The organism is Pseudomonas sp. RC3H12 (assembly GCF_018596375.1).
Classification (GTDB): Bacteria; Pseudomonadota; Gammaproteobacteria; order Pseudomonadales; family Pseudomonadaceae; genus Aquipseudomonas.
Map to the genome: position 1 here is coordinate 4,449,687 of NZ_CP075595.1, position 24,968 is coordinate 4,474,654.

Here is a 24,968-nt window from a genome sequence, read left to right on the forward strand (position 1 = left end):
CCCACCAGCCGACAACCTGTTCACAGCATCCCGCATGGCCGCTTGCCAGCCCACGGGACATGATGCAACCTTGCCCGATACGCCGTGCCTCAGGCCGCGCCCCAGTTCAAGCGAGTCTTCGATGAAAAGCCAACCCGATGCCGCCAGCCGTGTGGCGGCCGAGGTCGTGACGCAGCTCCCCGTGCCCTCGCGGCTCGGCATGCTGCGTTTCGAACGGCTGAACGAAGCCAGTTGGGCGATGCTTTACCTCGATCCGGCCTGCGACCGCCAGTTCGGCCTGCCCGCCGCCGAGCTCTGCGCCCTGATCGGCTCGCCCTATGCCAGCCTCATGGAGCCGGAGGCGCGCTACAAGCTGCACGACGAGATCCAGTTGCAACTGGCCCAGCGCGGCTATTACCGGGTGTGCTACACCCTGCACGCCAGCCCTGCGCCACTGCGCCTGCTGGAGGTCGGCGAAAGCTACAAGCAGCACAACCGCCAATTGTTGCGTGGCTACCTGACGGCCTTCGATGACCACCAGCAGGACGCCCCCGACCTCGACGCCAACGACCTGGAATCGCGCAACAACCGCCTGCAGCTGGCCCTGCAGCTGAACCAGCGCGCCCAGCAGGAGCAGCTCGAGCACCTGGACCGGGTACGCGCCCAGCAAGACCTGATCCTGCGCCTGGCGCGACAGCGCTACAGCGTGGGCAACTCGCTGCTCGAAGCCGCCGAGCTGATCACCCGCAGCGCCTGCGAGATCTACCGGGTCGACTGCGCCAGCATCTGGTACCTGAACGACCAGCGCCTGGAGCCAATCAGCGCCTGGTATCGCCGCGAACAGCAGCACCGCATGCCCGAAGCGATCGACGCCAGCCGCTTCCCCGACTACCTCGAGGCCCTGCACGCCAGCCGCGCCATCGACGCCCACAACGCCAGCCACGACCCACGTACCCGCGAAATGGCCGAGTCGCTGTACAGCACCGACGACAACGCCATGCTCGATGCCAGCATCCGCATCGATGGCCAGGTGGTCGGCGTGCTGTGCCTGGAGCAGACCGGCCAGCCGCGTGCCTGGCAGTCGGACGAGATCGCCTTTGCTGGCGAGCTGGCCGACCAGTTCGCCCAGGTCATCAACAACCACAACCGACGCACCGCCGCCAGCGCCCTGCACCTGTTCCAGCGGGCCGTGGAGCAAAGCGCCAGCGCCTTCCTGCTGGTCAACCGCGACGGCGTGGTGGAGTACGTCAACCCCAGCTTCACGGCGATCACCCAGTACAGCACCGAGGAAGTCCAAGGCCACCACCTGGCCGAACTGCCGGCCCTGGAAAACCTCAGCGAGCTGCTGTTCGACTCGCCGTCGAGCCTGGCCATGGGCAACAGCTGGCAGGGCGAGTTCAAGAGCCGGCGCAAGAACCTCGAGCCCTACTGGGGACAACTGTCGATCTCCAAGGTGTACGGCGACAACCGCGAGCTGACCCACTACATTGGCATCTACGAAGACGTCACCCAGAGCAAGCTGGCCCAGCAGCGCATCGAGCGCCTGGCCTACACCGACAACCTGACCAACCTGGGCAACCGCCCTGCGTTCATCCGCAACCTCGACGAGCGCTTCGCCCGCGACAGCAACAGCCCGATCTGCCTGCTGCTGGTGGACATCGACAACTTCAAGCGGATCAACGACAGCCTCGGCCACCAGACCGGCGACAAGTTGCTGATCAGCCTGGCCCGGCGCCTGCGCAACAGCCTGGCCAACGGCGGCAGCCTGGCGCGCTTCGCCAGCAACGAGTTCGCCGTGCTGCTCGACGATACCAGCCTCGATGACGGCCAGGGCGTGGCCCACCAGCTGCTGCGCACCCTCGACAAGCCGATGTTCGTCGACAACCAGCTGATCAACGTCACCGCCTCCGTGGGGCTGGCCTGCGCGCCGCTGCACGGCAGCGACCCGGCCACACTGATGAAGAACGCAGGCCTGGCCCTGCACAAGGCCAAGGCCAACGGCAAGCACCAGGTCCAGGTGTTCACCGAGGTGCTCAACGCCGAGGCCAGCTACAAGCTGTTCGTCGAGAACAACCTGCGCCGCGCCCTGACCCAGAACGAACTGGAAGTGTTCTACCAGCCCAAGCTCTGCCTGCGCAGCGGTCGCCTGCTGGGCCTTGAGGCGCTGCTGCGCTGGAACCACCCCGAGCGCGGCATGATCCGCCCCGACCAGTTCATCAGCGTGGCCGAGGAAACCGGCCTGATCATCCCCATCGGCAAGTGGGTGGTGCGCCAGGCCTGCCGCATGAGCCAGCAGCTGCGCGAAGCAGGTCTTGGCAACCTGCACGTGGCCATCAACCTGTCGCCCAAGCAGTTCTCCGACCCGGAGCTGGTTGGCTCGATCGCCGGCATCCTCAAGGAAGAAGCCCTGCCGCCGCACCTGCTGGAACTCGAGCTGACCGAAGGCCTGCTGCTCGAAGCCACCGAAGACACCCACCGCCAGCTCGACGAGCTCAAGGCCCTGGGCCTGACCCTGGCCATGGACGACTTCGGCACCGGTTACTCGTCGCTGAGCTACCTGAAGAAGTTCCCGATCGACATCATCAAGATCGACCGCAGCTTCATCAACGAGATCCCCGACAATCAGGACGACATGGAGATCACCTCGGCGGTGGTAGCCATGGCCCACAACCTCAAGCTCAAGGTGGTCGCCGAGGGCATCGAGACGCCCGAGCAGTTGGCATTCCTGCGCCGGCACCGCTGCGACGTCGGCCAGGGTTACCTGTTCGACCGCCCTATCCCGGGGCGCGAGCTGAGCGAGAAGCTGCGCCGCTATCCGCGTGGGCCGGTGGACTGACAGCAGCGTAAAGCTCGGGCACTATAGAAGCCATTCGGTCCCCATCGCGGGGCAAGTCGCATCGGCGCACCGCCGCTCCCACGCAGACTGTGTATAGCCTGCGTGGGGGCGGCGGTGCGCCGATGCGACTTGCCCCGCGATGGGTCCAACACCTATCCAACTGAAAAGACACAGAGGAACGGCCATGGCCCTGCGTTCGGAAATCCTGGTGAACAAAAACGTCCTGCCCACCGCGGAACAGGCCCTGCCTGGCCGTGAAACCCCGATGACCCTGCCCGAGTTCCACTACGTGTTCGAAGGCACCCCGCTGCTCGGCCCGTTCTTCGAAGGCGACATCGACTTCGCCATCTTCGGCCTGGGTTGCTTCTGGGGCGCCGAACGGCGCTTCTGGCAGCGCGAAGGCGTGGTCAGCACCGTGGTCGGCTATGCCGGCGGTTTCACCCCCAACCCGACCTATGAAGAAGTCTGCTCGGGCCTGACCGGCCACACCGAAGTGGTGCTGGTGGTGTTCGACAAGAACAAAGTCAGCTACCGCGAACTGCTGGCGATGTTCTGGGAGCTGCACAACCCGACCCAAGGCATGCGCCAGGGCAACGATGTCGGCACCCAGTACCGCTCGGCGATCTACTGCACCTCGCCGCAGCAGCTCGAGGAAGCCCAGGCCAGCCAGGCCGCCTACCAGGCCGAGCTGAGCAAGGCAGGCTTCGGCGAGATCACCACCGAGATTGCCCAGGCGCCGACCGTGTACTTTGCCGAAGCCTATCACCAGCAGTACCTGGCCAAGAACCCGGACGGCTACTGCGGCATCGGTGGCACCGGTGTGTGCCTGCCGCCCAGCCTGCAGGGCAACTGAGCCATGATCCTGTTCCATTCGCCGTTGTCGCCCTTCGTACGCAAGGTGATGATCGTCTTGCACGAGACCGGCCAGCTGGAGCGCGTCACCGTGCAGGGCGTGAACATCAGTCCGCTGAACGGCGACGAGCAACTCAACCGGGACAACCCGATCGGCAAGATACCAGCCCTGCGCCTGGACGATGGCAGCGTGCTGCACGACAGCCGGGTTATCTGCGAGTACCTCGACAGCCAGCATGTAGGCCTGCCGTTGATCCCCCGCGAGGGTTCGGCGCGCTGGCGGCGGCTGACCCTGGTCTCCCAGGCCGATGCGATCATGGATGCTGCGGTGGCTACCCGCTATGAAACCTTCCTGCGCCCGGCGGACAAGCAGTGGACGGGTTGGGTCGAGGCCCAGGGCGAGAAGATCCGTCGCAGCCTGGCCAACCTGGAGCAGGAACACCTGGCGGAGCTGGCCTCGGGGTTTGATTTGGCCGCGATTGGCGTAGCCTGTGCGCTGGGGTACCTGGACCTGCGCCAGCCTGAGTTCGGCTGGCGTGAGCAGCAGCCAGGGCTGGCGGCGTGGTATGCCGAGGTCAGCCAGCGGGCGTCGATGCTGGCCACCGCGCCGGCAGCCTGACCGGGTCCTATCGCGGGACAAGTCGGGCCGCCGCATCGCCGCTCCCACGCCAAAATCTGGATCGGCGTGGGAGCGGCGATGCGGCGGCCCGACTTGCCCCGCGATGGCCTCACCTCGGTAGTGCAGGAAACAACTGCCCGATCCTCATCGCCAACCAGCGCCCGATCTCACGGTCCTCCCTCATACCGCCCTCCCCACCCGCGACCAATCCAGCCGGCGGGTCAGCACCATGAACACACCCAGCAGGCCGAAGCACAGCAACGAGCCCATCAGCAATGCGTAGTCCTCGGCGCTGAGCAGCCCGTAGAGCATGCCGTACAACGCCGCCAACCCCGCCGCAAAGCCCACCCCCCGCCCAAGGCTGCGCAGCACGTGCACCAGATAGAAGCCGATCAGCAGCACACAGCCCGACGCCGACAGCCCATAGGCCAGGCCGAACCCCAGGTGCTCCGACAACGACAGCAGCAGCAGGTAGAAGAACGCCAGGGCCACGCCCACCAGGATGTACTGCACCGGGTGCACGCTGAGGTTCTTCAACACCTCGAACAAGAAGAAGCCGGCGAAGGTCAGGGCTATGAACAGCAGCGCGTACTTGATCGCCCGCTCGCTCTTGAGGTACTGGTCCACCGGGTCGACGAAGCTCACGCCGAACGCCCGGTCGGTGAAGTCAGCGCACTTCTGCGCCGTGGCGCACAGGCGCACCGCCTCTTCCAGGTTGGTGGCGAAGAACGTGGTCTGCCAGTGGGCGCTGAAGCCTTTCTCGTCGATGGCGCGGCGGCTGGGCAGGAAGTTGCCGATGAAGCTTGGGTGCGGCCAGTTGGCGCGCATGTCCACGGTACTGCTGCGCCCGACCGGCAGCACGGCCAGTTGCCCGGTGCCCAGCAAGTCCAAATCGAAGGCATAGGTGAACTCCCGGGCCTGCGGTTCGCTGAACTGCGGCAGGTCCACATGCACGCCGCCCGGTAACCAGTCGACACCGTTGCCGGGCTGGAACGGCAGGCGCTGGTCGTCCAACTTCAGTTCAAGGCTGTTCTCGATGCCGCGGATATCACTGATGCCGACCATCAGCCGCGGCTTGTCGAAGCGATAGTCGTCGTAGTCCTTCTCGATCCCCCAGCGCTCGGGCAGCTTGAAGCGGCCGCTGATCCTGCTCTTGGCATGGAACAAGCGCGCCTGATAGATGCCACGGGCACGCAGCTCGGTATCAACGCCCACATCCATTTCGAAGGTTTCCGGCAAGAAGTACAGCTGGCCATGGACCGTGCTGGTTTCCTGGACACTCTTGCCGTCCTTGTCGATCCAGCGGCGCTCGTACTTGCGATAGGGCACCACCACGACCGGGCCGCTGACCAGCTGGTCAAAGCTGGAGCTCGCGGCGATCTCGCCCAGCACGTTATTGCGCAGTTGCTGACGTTCGTCGATCAGACCGCCGATCATCAGCAGGGGAATCAGCAGCAGCAGGATCAGCACGGCGATCAGGCCGAGCTTGAAACCTAGGGTCTTGTTCATGGGGTTGGGCTCCGTTTGCGATGCGGGCAGTGTCTGCCCGCTGCGTGGAGCCCTTGGGGAGGGAATGTGGAGATTGTGTGGAGATTCGGGCTACCCGCGCGCATGCCATGCGCAAATTCCTGTGGGAGCCGGCTCGCCGGCGAAAGGGCCGCAAAGCGGCCCCCGGTAACTCAACTGACGCGCCGCGCCGGCAGCCACAACCTCACTCGCACGCCACCCTCGACGTTGTCCACCGCCAGCGCCCCGCCATGCAACTGCATCACCTCGGCCACGAAGTTCAACCCCAGCCCGGTGCTCTTGCGCCCGGTCCCGGGCCTTGGCAGCGAATAGAACCGCTCGCTGACCCGGTCCAGGGCATATTCGGGGATCGCCTGCCCCTGGTTGAACAGGCTCAATGCCACACGCTCGCCATCGCGCTCCAGCTCGAAGGCCAGCGCGCCTTGCTGCGGAGTGAAGTCCAGCGCATTGTCCAGCAGGTTGGCCAGTGCCTGGCGCATCAGGAATGGATCGCACAGCAGCCTGAGGCCCGCCGGAATGCGCTGGCGCACCTGCAACCCGGCACCGTCTATCCTCGTGCCATGGGCCAGCAACAGCTCATCGATCAGCGCCGCCACCGCCACCTGCTGCTCGTCCTCCAGGGCCTGCATCTGTTCGACCCGGGCCAGGTTGAGCAGCCGCTCGATCATCTGCTGCAAGCGGTCGCTCTCGCGCTCGATGTTGCCGGCAAAACGCGCCCGCTGCTCTTGCGGCATGTCGCCCTGGAGCAGCTCCGAGGCGCCACGGATCGCCGCCAGCGGGCTCTTGAGCTCATGGGTGAGTGTGTGCACGTAGCGTTCGACATAAGCCTTGCCTTCGAGCTGGGTGCGCATGCGCTCCACCGCCGTGGCCAGCTGCAGCAGCTCGCCGCCCTTGTAGTGCGGCAACGCGGCACGCTGTCCCTCGCTGACCGCCTGGGCATAGTGGGTGAGTCGGCGCAGCGAGCGGGTCAACCACCACGACAGCGCCGCCCCCACCAACAGGCCAAGCACGATCAGCCCGAGGCCGAGGATCAGCAGGCGCCGCTCGGAGCGGTCGATGTACGGCTGCAGCGAGCTGTTGGGCTTGGCCACGGTGACCACGCCGATGATCTGGCCGCCGTCGAGGATCGGCGCCGCCACATGCATCACCGAGGTGCTTTCATCATCCGGGTCGCTGCGGGTCGAACGTGCGCCGTACTGGCCACGCAGGGTCAGGTAGACGTCGTTCCAGCGCGAATAATCCTTGCCCACGGCCTGGCCGCTGGAGTCGAGCAGGACGACGCCCTTGGCATCGGTCACGTAGATCCGGTGGCTGACCTGGTTTTTCGCCAATCCCCAGATCTGCGCGCTCGGGCGCCGCTCGCCATAGGAAGCCAGCACCTGCGACAGGCGGCTCTGGGTCAGGGTGCCGTTCTTCACATCGTCATGAAGGATCTCGGCCAGCAGGTTGGCGGTGTCCACCAGGGTTTCTTCCGATGACTGACGCACCACCGGGCGGATCTGCTCGCGCACCGTGTTGAGCAGGAAGTAGCCCGCCAGGCCGACGAACAGGAAGTACACCAGGAAGATGCGAATCCCCAGGCGCATCAGGCGTGCTCCGGGCTGTAGCTGTAGCCCAGGCCGCGGTGCGTCTGGATTGCCTCGGCGTCAGGCGCGACCTGGCGCAGCTTGGCGCGCAGGCTCTTGATATGGCTGTCGATGGTGCGCTCATAGCCTACGTCCGAAGCCACGCCCAGGCCATCGAGCAATTGCTCGCGGCTGAACACCCGGCGCGGTTGCTCGAGCAGGCTTTGCAACAGGCGGAACTCGTGGCGGGTGAGCGCCAGCGCCTGGCCCCGGTAGCTGATACGCATCGCCAGGGTATCGAGCTGGAACGGTGTGCTGTCGCTGGCCGCTTCAACCCTCGGCGTCATGCGCTTGAGGATCGCCCGCACCCGCGCCGCCACCTCGCGGGGGCTGAACGGCTTGACCACGTAGTCGTCGGCGCCGATCTCCAGGCCCAGCACGCGATCGATCTCGGCGTCGCGGGCGCTGAGAAACATTACCGGCACCTCGCTGAAACGGCGCAACTGGCGGCAGGTTTCGAAACCGCTGATGTCAGGCAGGCCGATGTCTAGGATCACCAGGTCGGCCGGGCGCAGACGCTGTTGCTCGACGGCAGCGCTGCCGAGGGTCACCCACTCGGTGCTGTGGCCGTCGGCCTGCAGGGCGTAGATGAGGGTGTCGGCGATGGCGGATTCGTCTTCGACGATGAGGATGTGGGGCATCTGAGCGGCAAGCCTCGAGCTGCAAGCTTCAAGTGAAAGCGGATCGCGGCAACTTACACCGATCCGCCGTTTCTTGCAGCTTGTCGCTCGATGCTTGCAGCTTCTGCATCAGCAGCCCGGATTGCCTGCCGTGAACTTCTCGCGCGGATCCACTGCTGCCTTGAACTTGCGCAGGGCCTTGGAGCCGATCAACAGCGGATAACGGAAATTGCTGCGGTCAACCAGGTTGACCTCCACGGTGCGTTTCACATCGCCCAGGCACATTTCCAGGTCGATCACCGGGCGATGCGAGAGCGCTGGCGACTCCTCCTCGTCATCTTCCTCGGCGCGGTTCTTGATCTTGCTGATACGCGACACTTCATGTTCGTAGAGCTTGTCGCTGGCACCCTCGGTCGCCAGGCGGAAGCGCACCCACTCGTTGCCATCACGGGTGAACATCTCGATGTCCTTGGCCGACAGCGAAGCGGTCCAGGCACCGGTATCCATCTTGGCTTTGAGGGTCTGGCCGATCTCCGGCAGCTTGATGTTCTCGTAACGGCCATAGAGCGTCGGTTCGGCGGCCATCACCGGCAGCGCCAGAAGGGACAGCAGGGCAAGCAAGGGTTTCACAGGGCAGGCTTCCTTGAGAGGGGTCAGTGCTTAGACTGTGCGGGCAGGATAGGTTCGTCGCCACAGGTTAAACAACATAATGTGAAACATTTGTCCCAGTTAATGGACGTACGACGTTTGGCTAAGGGCCAGAGCCTGCTTATCATTGCCGACCGTTCACCTCACACAACAAGAGTCCCCTTATGCGTCGCCTGCTGACCGGCATCCTTACACTCACCCTGCTGCTGCTCAACACCCTGGTGCTGATCGGCCCGTTGCTGGTCTTCGCCCTGCTCAAGCTCGTGCTGCCAGGCCGTGGCCGCGACTACGCATCGGCTGCAGTGATGTGGATCGCCGAGACCTGGTCGGAGATCGACAAGGCCATCTTCACCCTGTGCATCCCCACCCAATGGGATATCCGCGGCGTCGACACCCTGCGCCAGGACACCTCGTACCTGTGCGTGAGCAACCACCAGACCTGGGTCGATATCCCGGCACTGATAGAGAGCCTCAACCGTCGCGTGCCGTTCTTCAAGTTCTTCCTCAAGAAGGAGCTGATCTGGGTACCGCTGCTGGGCCTGGCCTGGTGGGGCCTGGACTACCCGTTCATGAAGCGCTACAGCAAGGCCTTCCTCGACAAGCACCCCGAACTCAAGGGCAAGGATCTGGAGATCACCAAGGCCGCCTGCGAGCTGTTCAAGCGCCAGCCGGTAACCGTGGTCAACTACCTCGAAGGCACCCGCTTCACCGAGGCCAAGCGCCAACAGCAGCAGTCGCCCTACCGCCACCTGCTCAAACCCAAGGCCGGCGGCGTGGCCTTCGTGCTGGCAGCGCTGGGCGAGCAGCTGGATGCGCTGCTCGACGTGACCATCGTCTACCCGGGCGACAAGGCACCAGGGTTCTGGGACCTGCTCAACGGTAGCATCAGCCGGGTAATCATCGACATACGCGTACGCGAGCTGGCCCCCGCGCTGAGCGAAGGCGACTACGAGAACGACCCGGTCTTCCGCCAGACGGTGCAGGCCTGGGTGAACCAGCTGTGGAGGGAGAAAGACCAGCGAATCGAGGCGTTGCGCGCCGAAATGCGTTGAAGCCAGTGGCATCAGCGCGGGTGATCCTGCTCTCGCGAAACGGGGGCCGGACTTGTGCCGCGAAAGGGCTGCTAGGCAGCCCCATACTTGCCGATCAGTTGATGATCTCGACAATATCCACATCCACTTCGCGACTCATCAGGTGCTTCTCCACCTCGCCGGTCAGCTTGACCTTGGTCTTGTCGTTGAAAGGGGTCGGCGGCAAGTCCTCATCGTCGATCTCGACGGTGATGGTGCCCGTGTTGTCTTTGAATTCGTACTTGTCGTCGTTGTTGATCTTCTTGGTCACAAAGCCCTGCAGCACCACCGGGGTATCGTCGGCGGCATCGTTGGCGGCGGCGACCGTGGTCACTGCCTGGGCGCCAGGGCCGGTGTAGCCGGCGGCCAGGGCGGCGGTGTTGAACAGCGGGGCGAGGATCAGGGGCAGGTAACGGGCTTTCATGGTGATCGGGTCCTGTTTGCGTTTTGATGGCCCCAGATTACCGACGATCGCTGAATTGAAACTTAATACAACAAAAAGCCCGGCACTTGGCAGGGCTTTTCGCGTTGCATATCTATTACTGGTGGTACTGCGCCGACAGTTCGTGCACGGCGTTGATGAACACGCCGGCGTGCTCCGGGTCAACCTCCGGGGTGATGCCGTGGCCCAGGTTGAACACATGGCCGCTGCCCTTGCCGTAGCTGGCCAGGATGCGCGCCACCTCCTTGCGGATGGCCTCGGGCTTGGCATACAGCACGGTCGGGTCCATGTTGCCCTGCAGCGCCACCTTGTCGCCTACGCGGCGGCGCGCGTCGCCGATCTCGCAGGTCCAGTCCAGGCCCAGGGCGTCGGCACCGGCATCGGCAATGCTTTCCAGCCACAGGCCGCCGTTCTTGGTAAACAGGATCACTGGAATCTTGCGCCCTTCGTGCTCGCGGATCAGACCGCTGACGATCTTGCGCATATAGGCCAGGGAGAACTCCTGATAGGCCGCCGCCGACAGGTTGCCGCCCCAGGTATCGAAAATTTGCACGGCCTGGGCACCGGCCAGGATCTGGCCATTGAGGTAACTGGTGACCGACTGCGCCAGCTTGTCCAGCAGCAGGTGCAGGGCCTCGGGGTTGTCATAGGCCATGGCCTTGGTCTTGCGGAAGTCCTTCGACGAGCCGCCTTCGACCATGTAGGTGGCAAGGGTCCACGGGCTCCCGGAGAAACCGATCAGCGGCACGCGGCCGTTGAGCTCGCGACGGATGGTGCTGACTGCGTCCATCACGTAGCCCAGGTCCTTCTGCGGGTCGGGGATAGGCAACGCTTCGATGTCGGCCAGGGTGCTGATGACCTTCTTGAAGCGCGGGCCTTCGCCGGTCTCGAAGTACAGGCCCTGGCCCATGGCGTCGGGGATGGTGAGGATGTCCGAGAACAGGATCGCCGCGTCCAGCGGGTAGCGGTCCAGCGGCTGCAAGGTGACCTCGCAGGCGAACTGCGGGTTCATGCACAGGCTCATGAAGTCGCCGGCCTTGGCGCGGCTGGCGCGATACTCCGGGAGGTAGCGGCCGGCCTGGCGCATCATCCATACCGGGGTGACGTCTACGGGTTGCTTGAGCAGTGCACGCAGGAAACGATCGTTCTTCAGGGCAGTCATGTCGGCATCCGGAAAAAAAGTGCGGGCATTTTCTCAGACGCGGACGCAAAAGGCACGGCCATGGCCATGCGTTTTGTCTATCAGGTGCCATGGATCAAGCATTTTTGTATACAAACAGCATCGCGGGGCAAGTCGGAGCGGCGATCCGACTTGCCCCGCGATGCGATGGATCAGACTTCGAGGTAATCCAGAATGCCTTCAGCCGCCGTACGCCCTTCGAAGATCGCCGTCACCACCAGGTCCGACCCCCGCACCATGTCGCCACCGGCAAACACTTTCGGGTTGCTGGTCTGGTGCTTGAACTTGCCCTTCTCCGGGGCCACCACGCGGCCCTGGCTGTCCATCTGGATACCGAACTGCTCGAACCACGGTGCCGGGCTCGGGCGGAAGCCGAAGGCGATCACCACGGCGTCGGCCGGCAGGATCTCCTCGGAGCCCGGGATTGGCTCGGGGCTGCGGCGACCACGGACATCCGGCTCGCCGAGACGGGTCTCGACCACCTTCACGCCCTCGACCTTGTCCTCGCCGACGATGGCGATGGGCTGGCGGTTGTAGAGGAACTTCACGCCCTCTTCCTTGGCGTTCTTCACCTCTTTGCGCGAACCCGGCATGTTGGCCTCGTCACGGCGATAGGCACAGGTCACCGACTTGGCGCCCTGGCGGATAGAGGTACGGTTGCAGTCCATCGCGGTGTCGCCACCGCCAAGCACCACGACCTTCTTGCCCTGCATGTCGACGAAGTCTTCCGGCGACTTCTCGAAACCGAGGTTGCGGTTGACGTTGGCGATCAGGAAGTCAAGCGCGTCGTGCACGCCCGGCAAGTCCTCGCCGGGGAAGCCGCCCTTCATGTAGGTGTAGGTGCCCATGCCCATGAACACTGCATCGTACTCGGCGAGCAGTTGCTCCATGGTAATGTCGCGGCCCACCTCGGTGTTCAGGCGGAACTCGATGCCCATGCCGGTGAAGACTTCGCGGCGATTGCTCAGCACGGTCTTTTCCAGCTTGAACTCGGGGATGCCGAAAGTCAGCAGGCCACCAATCTCGGGGTTGCGGTCGAACACCACCGGGGTTACGCCGGCACGCACAAGCACGTCGGCACAGCCCAGGCCGGCCGGACCGGCGCCGATGATGGCGACACGCTTGCCGGTCGGCTTGACCTTGGACATATCCGGGCGCCAGCCCATGGCGAACGCGGTGTCGGTGATGTACTTCTCCACCGAACCGATGGTGACCGCGCCGAAGCCGTCGTTCAGGGTGCAGGCCCCTTCGCACAGACGGTCCTGCGGGCACACGCGACCGCAGACTTCCGGCAGGGTATTGGTCTGGTGCGACAGCTCGGCTGCCGCCAGGATGTTGCCCTCGGAAACCAGCTTCAACCAGTTGGGAATGAAGTTGTGCACCGGGCACTTCCACTCGCAATACGGGTTGCCGCAGCCCAGGCAGCGGTGCGCCTGCTCCACGGACTGCTGCGGCTTGAAGGGTTCGTAGATCTCGACGAACTCCTTCTTGCGCTGGCGCAGCAGCTTCTTCTTGGGGTCTTTGCGCCCCACTTCGATGAACTGGAAGTCGTTGCTCAGACGTTCAGCCATTTTTCAAAACCTCTTAACAGCAGCTGCAAGCTACAAGCTGCAAGCCGCAAGACGATCACTTAAGCCGGGCAAACCTCGAAGCGCATTTACTTGCAGCTTGAGGCTTGCCACTTGCAGCTGTTCTTACTGCGGGTTGGCACGGGTGCTGGACAACAGGTGCTTGAGGTTGGCCGCCTTCGGCTTGACCAGCCAGAAGCGCCGCACGTAGTCGTCCAGGTTCTCCGAGAGCTCACGCCCCCACTCGCTGCCGGTCTCCTCCACATACTCGCCCAGGACCCGCGCCAGGTGGCTGCGGTAGGCTTCCATCGCCTCACCACTGATACGCTGGATTTCCACCAGCTCGTGGTTGAGTTTGTCGAAGAAGCTGTTGTCCATGTCGAGCACGTAGGCGAAGCCGCCAGTCATGCCAGAACCGAAGTTGTAACCGGTTTTGCCCAGGACGCAGACAAAGCCGCCGGTCATGTATTCACAGCAGTGATCGCCGGTGCCCTCGACCACAGCGTGGGCGCCGGAGTTACGTACAGCGAAGCGCTCGCCCGCGGTGCCTGCAGCGAACAGCTTGCCGCCGGTGGCGCCATACAGGCAGGTGTTGCCGACGATGGCGCTGTGCTGGGTTTCGAACGGGCTGCCGGCCGGTGGGACGATGGTCACTTTGCCCCCGGTCATGCCCTTGCCGACGTAGTCGTTGGCGTCGCCTTCCAGGTGCAGGTTCAAACCGCCAGCGTTCCACACGCCGAAGCTCTGGCCCGCGGTGCCCTTGAAGCGGAAGGTGATCGGCGCCGCGGCCATGCCCTGGTTGCCGTGCAGCCTGGCGATTTCGCCAGAGATGCGCGCACCGATGGAACGGTCGCAGTTGCAGATTTCCATGGCGAATTCGCCACCAGCCATGTCGCGGATCGCCGGCAGGGCCATGGCGACCATCTTCTCGGCCAGTTCGCCCTGGTCGAACGGCGGGTTCTTGTCCACTTGGCAGAACTGCGGCTTGTCGGCCGGAATGTGCGAGCTGCCCAGCAGCGGCGACAGGTCGAGGTGGCCCTGGCGCTCGGTGTCGCCCGGCAGCACATCGAGCAGGTCGGTACGGCCGATCAGCTCGCCCAGGCTGCGCACGCCCAGCTTGGCCAGCCACTCACGGGTCTCTTCGGCGACGAAGGTGAAGAAGTTGATCACCATGTCGACAGTGCCGATGTAGTGGTCCTTGCGCAGTTTGTCGTTCTGGGTGGCCACGCCGGTGGCGCAGTTGTTCAGGTGGCAGATGCGCAGGTACTTGCAGCCCAGGGCGATCATCGGCGCGGTGCCGAAGCCGAAGCTCTCGGCGCCGAGGATCGCAGCCTTGATCACGTCGAGGCCGGTTTTCAGGCCGCCGTCTGTCTGCACCCGCACCTTGCCGCGCAGGTCGTTGCCGCGCAGGGTCTGGTGGGTTTCAGCCAGGCCCAGTTCCCACGGGGCGCCGGCGTACTTGATCGAGGTCAGCGGCGAAGCGCCGGTGCCGCCGTCGTAGCCGGAAATGGTGATCAGGTCGGCATAGGCCTTGGCCACGCCGGCGGCGATGGTGCCCACACCGGCTTCGGCAACCAGCTTGACCGAGACCAGCGCCTTAGGGTTGACCTGCTTGAGGTCGTAGATCAGCTGGGCCAAGTCTTCGATCGAGTAGATGTCGTGGTGCGGCGGTGGCGAAATCAGGGTCACGCCCGGTACCGCGTAGCGCAGCCTGGCGATCAGGCCGTTGACCTTGCCACCTGGCAGCTGGCCGCCCTCGCCGGGTTTGGCGCCCTGGGCGACCTTGATCTGCAGCACTTCGGCATTGACCAGGTATTCCGGGGTCACACCAAAGCGGCCGGTGGCCACCTGCTTGATCTTCGAGCTTTTGATGGTGCCGTAGCGGGCCGGGTCTTCACCACCCTCGCCGGAGTTGGAACGCGCGCCCAGGCGGTTCATCGCCTCAGCCAAGGCTTCGTGCGCCTCTGGCGACAGCGCACCCAGCGAGATGCCGGCGGAGTCGAAGCGCTTGAGGATCGCGTCCAGCGGCTCGATTTCATCCAATGGCAGGGCCTGGTCGGCCACTTTCACTTTCAGCAGGTCGCGGATCATCGACACCGGACGCTGGTCGACCAACGTGGTGTATTCCTTGAACTTGGCGTAGTCGCCCTGTTGCACGGCGGCCTGCAGGGTGTTGACCACGTCCGGGTTGTAGGCATGGTATTCGCCACCATGGACGAACTTGAGCAGCCCACCCTGCTGGATCGGCTTGCGCGCGCTCCAAGCTTCGGCGGCGAGCAGCTTCTGGTCGCTCTCCAGGTCTTCGAAACGCGCACCCTTGATGCGGCTCGACACGCCCTTGAAGCTCAGGCCAACCACTTCCTCGGACAGGCCGATGGCTTCGAACAGCTGCGCGCCACGGTACGAGGTGATGGTGGAGATACCCATCTTCGACAGGATCTTCAGCAGGCCCTTGGAGATGCCCTTGCGGTAGTACTTGAATACCTCGTCCAGATCACCCAGCACTTCGCCGGTACGGATCAGGTCGGCCAGCACTTCGTAGGCCAGGTACGGGTAGACGGCCGAGGCACCGAAGCCCAGCAGCACAGCGAAGTGGTGCGGGTCGCGGGCAGTGGCGGTCTCGACCAGGATATTGCTGTCGCAGCGCAAGCCCTGTTCGGTCAGGCGGTGGTGCACCGCACCGACGGCCAGCGAGGCGTGTACCGGCAGTTTGCCCGGGGCAATGTAGCGGTCGCTGAGCACCAGCTGGGTCTTGCCGCCGCGCACCGCTTCTTCGGCCTGGTCGGCGATATTGCGGATGGCCGCTTCAAGGCCGAGGCTTTGCTCATAGTTGAGGTCGATCAGCTGGCGGTCGAAACCTTCGCGCTCCAGGTTCATCAGCGAACGCCACTTGGCGGGCGAGATGACCGGCGAGCTGAGGATCACCCGCGAGGCATGCTCGGGGGACTCCTGGAAGATGTTGCGCTCGGCGCCCAGGCAGATTTCCAGGGACATCACGATCGCTTCGCGCAGCGGGTCGATCGGTGGGTTGGTCACCTGGGCGAACTGCTGACGGAAGAAATCGTACGGCGAACGCACACGCTGGGACAGCACGGCCATCGGCGTGTCGTCACCCATCGAGCCGACCGCTTCCTGGCCCTGCTCACCCAGAGGGCGCAGCACCTGGTCACGCTCCTCGAAGGTGACCTGGAACATTTTCATGTACTGCTTGAGCTGGTCAGCGTCGTAGCTGGCCACGCCCTGGTCGTCGCTCAGCGTCGCCTGGATGCGCGTGGCGTGCTGGCGCAACCAGCGCTTGTACGGATGGCGCGACTTCAGGCGGTTGTCGATGGCGTCGGTGTCGAGGATCTGACCGGTCTCGGTATCGACAGCCAGGATCTGGCCTGGGCCGACACGGCCCTTGGCCAGGACTTCCTCAGGCTGGTAACCCCATACGCCGATTTCCGAGGCGATGGTGATGTAGCCGTTGGTGGTGGTCACCCAACGCGCCGGGCGCAGGCCGTTGCGGTCGAGCAGGCACACCGCGTGGCGGCCTTCGGTCATGACGATACCGGCTGGGCCATCCCAAGGCTCCATGTGCATGGAGTTGTATTCGTAGAAGGCGCGCAGGTCGGCGTCCATGGTCTCTACGTTCTGCCAGGCTGGCGGTACCAGCATGCGCACGCCGCGGAACAGGTCGATGCCACCAGTGACCATCAGCTCGAGCATGTTGTCCATGCTGGATGAGTCGGAACCGACGCGGTTGACCAGCGGGCCGAGCTCTTCGAGGTCAGGGATCAGGTCGTTGGCGAACTTGGTGCGCCGGGCCATGGCCCAGTTGCGGTTGCCGGTGATGGTGTTGATCTCGCCGTTGTGGGCGAGGAAGCGGAAAGGCTGCGCCAGCGGCCACTTCGGCAAGGTGTTGGTGGAGAAGCGCTGGTGGAACACGCAGATTGCGGTCTGCAGGCGCTCGTCACCGAGGTCCGGATAAAACGCCGCGAGATCGCGCGGCATCATCAGGCCTTTGTAGATGATGGTCTTGTGCGAGAAGCTGCAGATGTAGTGGTCGGCGTCATGGGCGTTGGCCACGGACGAACGGCGACGGGCACTGAACAGCTTGATGGCGAATTCCTGATCGCTCAGGCCTTCGCCGCCGATGAACACCTGTTCGATCTGCGGCAGGCGCTCCAGGGCCAGGCGGCCAAGGACGCTGGTATCGATCGGCACCTTGCGCCAACCCACCAGCTTGAGGCCGGCGTTGACGATCTCGCGATCCATGTTGGCGCGGGCGGCTTCGGCTTTGACCGGGTCCTGGTTGAAGAACACCATGCCGACGGCGTACTGCCTGGGCAGCTCGACGGCGAAGTGCTCCTGGGCCACGGCGCGCAGGAATTGATCGGGCTTCTGCATGAGCAGACCGCAACCGTCGCCGGTATTGCCGTCGGCGTTGATGCCGCCGCGGTGGGTCATGCAGGTCAGCGCCTGCATGGCGGTTTGCAGAAGGTGGTGACTCGGCTCGCCCGTCATATGGGCGATCAGGCCGAAACCACAGTTGTCCTTGAATTCTTCGGGATGGTACAGACCTGTTTTCATAGACACTTTCTCACCAGGTTCACCTCTCAACCGGAGGCAAATCTCTTTTTTAACAACCACTTACCATCCACGCCGATCAAACGCCAGCTTTTTTGCGGTGGCCATGGAAAACCATTGTTGCACAGCGACAGCGACGCCCACAAATTTTCATGTCTCACCATTGAAAATTTATGTCGCAATTTTGAATGTTTTTAAGTCGTACGCCGTGATAGTGGCTTGACTGGAGTCTGAAGCGTTTCAGCCATGACTGCAAGAAAGGGCTTGTGGCCGGCAGTCTGGGACAGAAAAGCCTGCCGCGCTCAGGCGCAGCAGGCTAGTTGAAAGCTAGAAAGTCGCTCAGCAACTGGGCGGCGGGGTGATGCCGCCCGGAAGGTATCAGCGGGCCGTGGCCAGCTCTTGTTGGACGCTGCCCACGGTACGTGGCCAAGGTTTACCAGCCTGGACCTTGGCTGGCAAGTTCTTGATTGCCGCAGCGGCGGCATCGCGGTTGGCGAAGTTGCCGTAGGTCACCACGTACAGCGGCTTGCCCTGCAGGTTTTTCCTGAAGTAGCGATAGTCGCCACCCTGCGCCTTGACGAACGACTGCGCCGACGCCTCGGAACTGGTGCCGAAGATCTGTACCACATAATTGCCGGGCTTCTGGCCCGCGTACCAGCTGCTGTTGCCGGCGCCGCCGGCAGCCGGTTTCTCGACGGGTTTGGCTGCAGGCTTGGCGCTCGCGACCTGGGTCGGGGCCGGGGCTGGCTTGGCAGGTGCAACCGGTTTTGCCGGTTGGGTTGCTACAGGTTTTGTCGCAGGCGCAACCGGCTGTACCGGGGCGCTGGTCACCGACTGGGCCGGGGCCGGCGCAGGACTGGCGGTGGCACCTTGCGGCGGCGCGATGGTGGTCACGGTCGGCGGCACGGCAGCCGATGGCGTGGCTGGCTGCAGCGCAGTGTTGTCGGCCGGCCCGCCGTCTTCACCTTCACCCATGCCAGCGGCCTGGGCCAGCGGTTCGCGCATCACCGGCTGCGACTGACCGACCAGCGGCAACGGCATCGGCTGCGAGGAGCCGGAGAACTCGATGGCGGGCGCGCCGCCGTTGCCGCCCTGGCCCAGGGGCAATTGGGCCTGGGCAGCGGGGGGCGCGTCGGCTGGGGCCTTGTCGCCTTTCTTGGGCATCAGGACCGCAGCGCCAACGGCGACCACGACCACTGCGGACAACGCGAGCACGTGTTTCTTAGGCATTTTGAACCCCATGGATGGTCGCTTGACCGTGGTACGGCTGGCGATCATGGCTTCGATCAAGGTATCGCGGGCGACCTGGTTGATGTTCCCAGGCCAACCGTCGGAGTTTTCGTGGATGTCGACGATCTGCTCGGCGGTGAACACCTCGATGCCCCGGCCAGCACCCTCCAGGCGCTGCTCCAGGTACTCGCGGGTTTCTTCCTCGCTGTACGGGGCCAGTTCAATGACGTGGAATCGCTCGCCATCGGCATTGAGCTCATCCAACCCGGCGATCAGCGAAGGCTCGCCGAACAGGAACACGTGCGGGCGCCCTTCAGCTACGCCTGCCGCCAACTCCAGCAACGCTTGGAGTGCCGACTCGTCAAGTTGTTCCGCATCGTCCACCAGCAGATAGACTTCCTGGCCGGTCAGCGCCAGTTGCACCACCTGCGACAGGATCGCCTGCACTTCCGGCTGCGCCACGCCCAGCGACTGCGCCACCTGGCCGAGCACGCTGGCCGCGTCGCTGGCGCCACGGGCGGACACCACCACGCTTTGCACCGACTGCTTGTTGGTGCTGGCCACCAGTGCCTGGCGCAGCAGGGTCTTGCCGCTGCCCACAGGGCCGGTGACCGCCAGCATCAACTGGCTGTAACGCGCCAGGTGGTGCAGCTGGCCAAGCACTGGCTTGCGCTGGGCGGGAAAGAACTTGAAACCGGGCACCCGGGGTGCGAACGGATCGTGGCTCAGCTGGTAATGATCGAGAAACGCCTCATCGGCATGCAGACTGGTCATTGCGTTGTCACAACCTCAAAGCTGGGCCACGATCGCGCGGTAATCCGCCGCCAGCGTGGCCTGAAGAATCTCTGTCGAATAGTCGTCGGTGACGACGGCCTCGCCCAGCTGGCGCAGCAGCACCAGGCGCAGGCGCCCGTCGAGCACTTTCTTGTCGACCGCCATGTGCTCCATGAAATGCGCCGGGGTCATTTCCTGTGGTGGCACCACCGGCAATCCTGCGTCCTGCAGCAGGCGAATTCCGCGATCACGCGCCGGCTGGTCGATCCAGCCCAAGCGCATGGACATTTCCAGGGCCATGACCGTGCCAGCCGCCACGGCTTCGCCGTGCAGCCAGACGCCATAACCCATGTGTGTTTCGATGGCATGGCCAAAGGTGTGGCCAAGGTTGAGCGTGGCACGCACGCCCGATTCGCGCTCATCAGCGCCAACCACGGCGGCCTTGGCCGCGCAGGAGCGACGGATGGCCTCGGTCAGGGCGACGGAGTCCAGGGCACGCAGCGCCTGCATATTGTCCTCGAGCCAGGCGAGGAATGGCTTGTCGCAGATCAGGCCGTACTTGATGACTTCGGCGAGACCGGCGGACAACTCACGCGCAGGCAAGGTTTTCAGGCTGGTGGTGTCGATCAGCACTGCGTTGGGCTGGTAGAAGGCACCGACCATGTTCTTGCCCAGCGGGTGGTTGATGCCGGTCTTGCCGCCCACCGAGGAGTCCACCTGGGACAGCAGCGTGGTCGGCACCTGGATGAAGTCGACCCCACGCTGATAGCAGGCCGCGGCAAAGCCGGCCATGTCACCGATCACCCCGCCACCGAGGGCGACCACGGTGGTGCGCCGGTCATGACGCGCAGTCAGCAGGGCATCGAAGATAAGTTGCAGGGTTTCCCAGTTCTTGTGGGCCTCGCCGTCGGGCAATACCACCGGCAACACCGAGTAGGCACCCAGGGTCTTGCTCAAGCGTTCGAGGTACAGGGGCGCGACGGTCTCGTTGGAAACGATGGCGACCTGCCGGCCGGCAATGTGCGGCGCCAGCAGCTCGGGCTGGTCAAGCAGGCCTTCGCCAATGTAGATCGGGTAGCTACGCTCGCCCAGGTCGACCTTAAGTGTCTGCATGTATCCCCACAATGTACTTGGGCGCGGTGGCACTGTGGCCCCACGCGGTGACGTTAAACCCCGTCTCGGCGTTGGTCGCCGAGGATAGACCCCGCTCAGCGGGGCGGCAACTTCTGCAGACGTTCGAGAATGTCGAGCACGACCATGCGCGGTGGCCGTTCGTCGGTTTCCACCACCAGGTCGGCAATCTCGCGATAGAGCGGGTCGCGTGTTTCAAGCAGGGCACGCAAGGTGGCTTCCGGGTTGGCAGTGCGCAGCAGCGGTCGGTTGCGGTCACGAGAGGTGCGACCCACTTGCTGCTCCACCGAGGCATGCAGGTAGATCACCCGGCCACCGGCATGCAGCGCGGCACGGTTGGCATCGCGCATCACCGCGCCGCCACCGGTCGCCAGAACCACGCCATCGAGCGCGCAGAGTTCGGCGATCATCGCCTGCTCGCGGTCGCGAAAGCCCGGCTCGCCTTCCTTGTCGAAGATCCACGGGATGTTGGCGCCGGTTCGCAGCTCGATTTCCTTGTCGGAATCCTTGAACAGCAGGCGCAGCTCTTTGGCCAACAGGCGCCCGATGGTGCTTTTTCCAGCGCCCATGGGCCCTACAAGTATCAAATTTCGCACAGAATCAACGACTCACAGCAATCGCCTGGTCACTCATGATACGCGGAGTCAGGAAGACCAGCAGCTCGGATTTTTTCTCTTGTAATACATCGCGTCGAAACAGCCGCCCAACATACGGCAGATCGCCGAAAAATGGCACCTTGTCGACCACTTTGTTCTGCGACGTCGAGTACACGCCGCCAATCACAATGGTCTGCCCATCGGTCACCCGGACCTTCGCCGTAACCTCGTTCCTGCGGATCGGCGGCACATCGTTCAGCGCATTGATGAAGTCGGGCTCATCCTTGGTCACACGCACATCCATCACTACCTTGCCATCCGGGGTGATCTGCGGCGTCACCTCCAGCGACAGGGAGGCCTCGCGAAAGGAAATCGAGGTGGCACCACTGCGCGTGGTCTCCTGGTACGGCACTTCTGTGCCCTTGAGTATGCGCGCAGTCTCCTTGTCGGCCGTGACCACCTTGGGCTGGGAGATGATCTCGCCATTGCCGCTCTTCTCCATGGCGCTGAGCTCCAAGTCCAGCAGAATGTCGCTGCGCAGCAACCCCACGCCGAGCCCGGCATTGGCCCGCTCGACCCCGAGATCGACGAACAGGTCGCTACCCAGGCTACTGTCCCCCCCATACAACGGGCCACCCCATCGCACGCCCAGCACCTTCTCGTAATCGACGCTGGCCTCGACGATACGCGCCTCGATCATGACCTGGCGCACCGGCACATCCAGTTGCGTCACCAGCCTGCGCAGCTCGGCAAGCCGTTCGCCAGGCTGGGTGACCACCAGCGTGTTGGTCCGCGCATCCACACTGAGGCTGCCGCGCCCCGTCAGAATGCCGTCATCGGCCAGGCTCGCCAGCAACAGCTCCGCCAACTCGGCGGCCTTGGCATGAAAGACCGGGATCAGTTCACGCCGCAAGGGCTCCAGCAACACCTCCTCGCTCATACCCCGGGCCTGCCCGGCCAGTTCCGCAACGGGGGCGATCAGCAGCACATTGCCCTCCTGGCGCCTACCCAGCCCCTTGCTGCGCAGCACCAGGTCGAGCGCCTGCTCCCAGGGCACGTCCTCCAGGCGCAGGGTTATCCGTCCCTGCACCGAATCACTGGCAACCAGGTTGACGCCGGCGTGCTCGGCCATGACCTTAAGCACCGAGCGCAGCTCGACATCCTGGAAGTTGAGCGACATCGGCTCACCCTGAAGCTCCGCTGCCTGCACCGCCAGGATGCTCAACATCAACACCACGCCGCTCAACCATCGTCTCGGCCTCATCCCTGACCTCTCCTTGCTCACGTTCTACAAGCACCAGATACCTGGGACGCGCCTGCCAGCGCCCGCCAAGGTAGATCTGCTCGCGGACCTCGAGCCGATCGGCATCGATTGCCACCACGACCCCCTCATCCAACCCGAGCCGGTCGCCTTGCCCGACCCGATACACGTGCCCCGCCGAACGCAACAACGCCTGGCGGCGCCCTGACTGGGACAGGCTTCCGACCATTTCCAATCGCGCCAAGGGAATATGCCGCAGCTCTTTACCGTGTGTGGCGGGCAACCAGGCCTGAAATGGATCGAACGTGGCCTTCGACTGAGCAGCCTGGGCAGGCTCATCCGCCAAGGCAGCCGGCACGGGAAGTTCTTCCCCTGGGTGATAGGCATGTATCAGCAACCGTGCGCCAACCACCCCTGTGCCCTCTTCCTGCAAGGCCAACCTGAGATGGGGCACGTTCAGCAAACGCAACTGCTGTAGCCACTGCTCAAGCCATAAGCGCAACGCCGGGTAGCGCCCGTGCACGCTGATATCCAGAGGCTGCAGACGGTACCCTGCTGCCTGCAGCGCTTCGTTTACCTCGATGCGTTCGAACGAAAGGCCATGCTCATGGCCCGACAAGGCCAACTGGTCGAGCAGTTCACTCATGCCCTCGCCCGCAGCCAGTCGCCAGCGCAACGCTTGCAGCCCAGTCCTGGCTTGTTCCAGAGCCTGCTGCGCTCGCTCCAGTTCGACAAGTTTTCCCGCCCCATCCGCCAGAACACCCTGTAGCTGCAACTGTCTCTGGACTGCTTCGGCATGGCTATTGAGCGGCTCACGCAGACTGGCGAAATAACCCGCAAAAGCCACCAGAAACAGCAGCCCTACTGCCACCATCCACCGGAACAACCAAGACCTAGCCGCCAGGCCCTGCCAATCCAGGGTCCACGGGCGGTTCATGACTCACCCGCCAACAAGCGCGCCGCCAGCAGGAATTCATCGCCCTGGCCATGACGCCGCAGGTGAACAAGCTCCAGATCCCGCACCATCTTTGCCTGCTCCAGGCCGCGCATAAGCCTGGCCACCACTGAAGCAGAGGCTGCCAAACCGGCAAGGCGCAGACGTCCGTCCTCCACACCCACCTCGGTCAAGCGCGCCCCTTCTGGCATTGCCTGCTCCAGTGCGAGAAACAGCCCGGGCAACTGCGTCCGCCCGGCGCCCAGCGCAGACACCGCTGCTTGCTGGGCCAACAACGCATCCCGTGCTTCACGCAACTGATCGATCTGCCGCAGCGAAGCGTCCAACCGCTCAACGGCCGCCTGCTGCGTGGCGACGACCTGCGCCTGCCTGGCCAGACGCGACCGCGCCATTCGATCAAGCAACATGACCCCGCACAGCGCCACCACCAACGTGGCGACCAGGGCGATCTGGAATCGCCGCACAACGGTTGCCCGGCGCTGTTCGCGCCAGGGCATCAGATTCAGTCGTCCTTTCATGCCAGGCCTCCCATTGCCAAGCCACAGGCCAAGGCCATGGCGGCAGCGGGCACGATGGCTTCATCGAATTCGCCGGCCAGAGGGCCGGGGCGGCCGACATGGCATTTCACGCCCAGACGCTCGGACAGGTCTGCCGCCCGAACCTCATCGACGGCGGACCCGAACAACACAACTTGCTCCAACGCACCCTGGGCACCCGACTGCCAGAGCCCATCGACAGCCTCGGCCCAACGCGCCACAGAGGGCACGACACAGCGCTGCCGATGCGGTACGTGGCCTCCCTGCCAACGATGCAGGACTACCTCATCCGGCTCCAACTGCAGCAGCGCCGTGACGTTTGCCTGCGCCTCGGGCACCAATGCCCGTCGCAACGCAAAGCTGTCCACCTCCACAGCTACCAACTGCAGGCTGGCTTGCGCGAACAAGCGCTCCAGTGGGTCGAGCTGACTTTGCCTACAGGCCACCACCAACACCTCGACCTGCCCGGCATCCTCCGCGCACGGGCCATACACCTGGAAATCCAGGGCAAGGTCTTCCACAGGAAAGGGAAACAGCTGCTCGGCCTGTGCAAGCAAGACAGCTTCGACGCCATGGCCGGGCAACCCTGCAGGCAGGCGGCAAACCTTGCAGATGACCTGCGATGCAGGCAACGCCAGGGCGACCCGGGACTGCGAAGTCCGACACCTGGCATGTGCCTGTCGCAGCCCCGCGACCAGGCACTCCACCTCGTCGCGCCCCAGTGAGCGGCCTGGCGCGCCACCAAGGCGCTCTTGCGCCCAACCCACCACCCGACAACCGCCACGCTGGCGGCGCAGGTGCAGCATTCGTATGGCGTCGGAGGCGATTTCCACCCCCAGCAGTGAACCGGCGTCCCTGCCAAAGCGTCCAAGCATCGCTGTTCCTTCCTGGTCATTGGCTGCCCGCCCCCTTGCGGCGCAGGCGGTCGTCGCTCGCCCCGGGCGGTCACC

19 protein-coding genes are annotated in these 24,968 nt (G+C 64.2%); 4 read left to right on the plus strand and 15 right to left on the minus strand.

Annotated features, from left to right (window positions below):
• Positions 1-121: 121 nt before the first annotated feature.
• The 3 genes from KHO27_RS20280 to KHO27_RS20290 all read left to right on the plus strand — a co-directional run bounded on the left by KHO27_RS20280 (position 122) and on the right by KHO27_RS20290 (position 4,286).
• Positions 122-2,815 carry a putative bifunctional diguanylate cyclase/phosphodiesterase gene (locus tag KHO27_RS20280; protein WP_110697395.1) on the plus strand — a complete coding sequence of 898 codons (2,694 nt, stop codon included), beginning with the start codon at positions 122-124 and terminating at the stop codon, positions 2,813-2,815.
• Between the two features lie 184 nt (positions 2,816-2,999).
• Positions 3,000-3,668: a peptide-methionine (S)-S-oxide reductase MsrA gene (gene msrA, locus KHO27_RS20285; protein ID WP_214500688.1), complete on the plus strand. Its 669-nt coding sequence runs from the start codon at positions 3,000-3,002 to the stop codon at positions 3,666-3,668.
• A gap of 3 nt (positions 3,669-3,671) precedes the next feature.
• A complete protein-coding gene (locus KHO27_RS20290; protein ID WP_214500689.1) occupies positions 3,672-4,286 on the plus strand; it encodes a glutathione S-transferase in 615 nt (204 codons plus the stop codon).
• Positions 4,287-4,466: 180 nt separating this feature from the next.
• On the opposite strand, the gene creD is transcribed toward KHO27_RS20290, so the two are convergent.
• The 4 genes from creD to rloA2 all read right to left on the minus strand — a co-directional run bounded on the left by creD (position 4,467) and on the right by rloA2 (position 8,688).
• On the minus strand, positions 4,467-5,795 hold the full coding sequence (gene creD / locus KHO27_RS20295; RefSeq protein WP_139667974.1) for a cell envelope integrity protein CreD: 1,329 nt from the start codon (positions 5,793-5,795) through the stop codon (positions 4,467-4,469).
• Between the two features lie 170 nt (positions 5,796-5,965).
• Entirely contained in the window at positions 5,966-7,399 is a 1,434-nt protein-coding gene (gene creC / locus KHO27_RS20300; protein ID WP_110697387.1) for a two-component system sensor histidine kinase CreC, read from the minus strand.
• Complete coding sequence (gene creB, locus KHO27_RS20305; RefSeq protein WP_110697385.1) at positions 7,399-8,079, minus strand: two-component system response regulator CreB; 681 nt, start codon at positions 8,077-8,079, stop codon at positions 7,399-7,401. Before creB ends, creC begins: the two co-directional genes overlap by 1 nt.
• A gap of 108 nt (positions 8,080-8,187) precedes the next feature.
• Positions 8,188-8,688, minus strand: a complete 501-nt coding sequence (rloA2, locus tag KHO27_RS20310) for a retropepsin-like aspartic peptidase RloA2 (RefSeq protein WP_094011550.1) — start codon at positions 8,686-8,688, stop codon at positions 8,188-8,190.
• A gap of 182 nt (positions 8,689-8,870) precedes the next feature.
• Here rloA2 and yihG point away from each other — a divergent pair, with 182 nt between their 5' ends.
• Positions 8,871-9,758 (plus strand): 1-acylglycerol-3-phosphate O-acyltransferase, YihG family, encoded by an 888-nt coding sequence (gene yihG, locus KHO27_RS20315; protein WP_110697383.1) that lies wholly within the window; start codon positions 8,871-8,873, stop codon positions 9,756-9,758.
• A 94-nt stretch (positions 9,759-9,852) separates the two neighbouring features.
• On the opposite strand, the gene KHO27_RS20320 is transcribed toward yihG, so the two are convergent.
• The 11 genes from KHO27_RS20320 to pilM all read right to left on the minus strand — a co-directional run bounded on the left by KHO27_RS20320 (position 9,853) and on the right by pilM (position 24,893).
• The gene (locus KHO27_RS20320; protein ID WP_214500690.1) at positions 9,853-10,200 is read right to left on the minus strand and encodes a YgiW/YdeI family stress tolerance OB fold protein; all 348 of its coding nucleotides are present in this window, start codon (positions 10,198-10,200) and stop codon (positions 9,853-9,855) included.
• A 115-nt stretch (positions 10,201-10,315) separates the two neighbouring features.
• Positions 10,316-11,380: a uroporphyrinogen decarboxylase gene (hemE, locus tag KHO27_RS20325; protein ID WP_110697381.1), complete on the minus strand. Its 1,065-nt coding sequence runs from the start codon at positions 11,378-11,380 to the stop codon at positions 10,316-10,318.
• Positions 11,381-11,550: 170 nt separating this feature from the next.
• The gene (locus KHO27_RS20330; protein WP_214500691.1) at positions 11,551-12,969 is read right to left on the minus strand and encodes a glutamate synthase small subunit GltD family protein; all 1,419 of its coding nucleotides are present in this window, start codon (positions 12,967-12,969) and stop codon (positions 11,551-11,553) included.
• A 123-nt stretch (positions 12,970-13,092) separates the two neighbouring features.
• A complete protein-coding gene (gene gltB, locus KHO27_RS20335; protein ID WP_214500692.1) occupies positions 13,093-17,538 on the minus strand; it encodes a glutamate synthase large subunit in 4,446 nt (1,481 codons plus the stop codon).
• Between the two features lie 375 nt (positions 17,539-17,913).
• Positions 17,914-19,539: an AAA family ATPase gene (locus KHO27_RS20340; protein ID WP_214500693.1), complete on the minus strand. Its 1,626-nt coding sequence runs from the start codon at positions 19,537-19,539 to the stop codon at positions 17,914-17,916.
• A 15-nt stretch (positions 19,540-19,554) separates the two neighbouring features.
• Entirely contained in the window at positions 19,555-20,652 is a 1,098-nt protein-coding gene (gene aroB, locus KHO27_RS20345) for a 3-dehydroquinate synthase (protein WP_023631794.1), read from the minus strand.
• Between the two features lie 95 nt (positions 20,653-20,747).
• Positions 20,748-21,266, minus strand: a complete 519-nt coding sequence (gene aroK / locus KHO27_RS20350; RefSeq protein ID WP_038706967.1) for a shikimate kinase AroK — start codon at positions 21,264-21,266, stop codon at positions 20,748-20,750.
• 4 nt (positions 21,267-21,270) lie between these two features.
• Positions 21,271-22,494: a type IV pilus secretin PilQ gene (locus KHO27_RS20355; RefSeq protein WP_214502011.1), complete on the minus strand. Its 1,224-nt coding sequence runs from the start codon at positions 22,492-22,494 to the stop codon at positions 21,271-21,273.
• The gene (locus tag KHO27_RS20360; RefSeq protein WP_110697375.1) at positions 22,451-23,464 is read right to left on the minus strand and encodes a pilus assembly protein PilP; all 1,014 of its coding nucleotides are present in this window, start codon (positions 23,462-23,464) and stop codon (positions 22,451-22,453) included. The genes KHO27_RS20355 and KHO27_RS20360 overlap by 44 nt, the downstream gene beginning before the upstream one ends.
• The gene (locus KHO27_RS20365; protein WP_146230396.1) at positions 23,461-24,000 is read right to left on the minus strand and encodes a PilN domain-containing protein; all 540 of its coding nucleotides are present in this window, start codon (positions 23,998-24,000) and stop codon (positions 23,461-23,463) included. Before KHO27_RS20365 ends, KHO27_RS20360 begins: the two co-directional genes overlap by 4 nt.
• Positions 23,997-24,893: a type IV pilus biogenesis protein PilM gene (gene pilM / locus KHO27_RS20370; RefSeq protein ID WP_214500694.1), complete on the minus strand. Its 897-nt coding sequence runs from the start codon at positions 24,891-24,893 to the stop codon at positions 23,997-23,999. Before pilM ends, KHO27_RS20365 begins: the two co-directional genes overlap by 4 nt.
• Positions 24,894-24,968: the final 75 nt, after the last annotated feature.